This window comes from Stutzerimonas sp. LR2 (assembly GCF_055755175.1).
In genome coordinates, this window is the sequence record NZ_JBVTRR010000084.1 from 1 (window position 1) to 650 (window position 650).

A 650-nucleotide genomic window follows, 5' to 3' on the forward strand; every position below is an offset into this window, starting at 1 on the left:
TATTTAAGGCAACAGCAAGGACATTCCCTTCATCAGCAGAGGCAACGGGGGGAATTTCCTGCACATTCAACCAAAATAAGGATTCTCGGTCTTTGGGTAAAATATCATTTACATACAATAAACGGATTAATTGCTTTTCTTCGCCCCCGATTTTAAATAAATTCGGGGCCGGGACAAAAAACACGTCATTACCCTTAAGATTATCAACCCAAACTTGCCCCCCGTATGTTTTATCGCTGTTATTTTTGACTTCAATGGCGATATTCTTTCGGCCTTCATCATAAATAAAACGGGTGCCATTAAGTGTAAATGCAGAGTATGCATTAAAGCAGGTTAATGACGATATGATTAAAATAAAAATGGATACCAGTTTACTCATTGCATTCAATCTCCGTGATTTTATTATCATTTGATTCAATTTTTTCTAAATTCAAGGTGCACTGTTCCCCTTTTGGGGATAAGACAAAGATTGTCTTAGGCTTATTTAATAAATTTAATAATAGGACACCACTGTTCGAAACGAATCCCACGTATTCATTATTTTCTGTTCTCACCGAACTCCCTGCAGAAACAAACTCGCCATTTTTCTTTTTCAGTCGCAAAATATAGCGATGAATTGTTGAATATTTAAATTCACGATAAATAATGGC

The 650-nt window shown here is 36.0% G+C and carries 2 protein-coding genes; both read right to left on the bottom strand.

Annotated elements, in window-relative coordinates:
- Positions 1–379: fimbria/pilus periplasmic chaperone (locus ACVRRC_RS22180; RefSeq protein WP_472997605.1), on the bottom strand; the 379-nt coding region annotated here is incomplete at its 3' end.
- On the bottom strand, positions 372–650 hold a 279-nt coding region (locus ACVRRC_RS22185; protein ID WP_472997606.1), incomplete at its 5' end, for a FimD/PapC C-terminal domain-containing protein. The genes ACVRRC_RS22185 and ACVRRC_RS22180, both read right to left, overlap by 8 nt.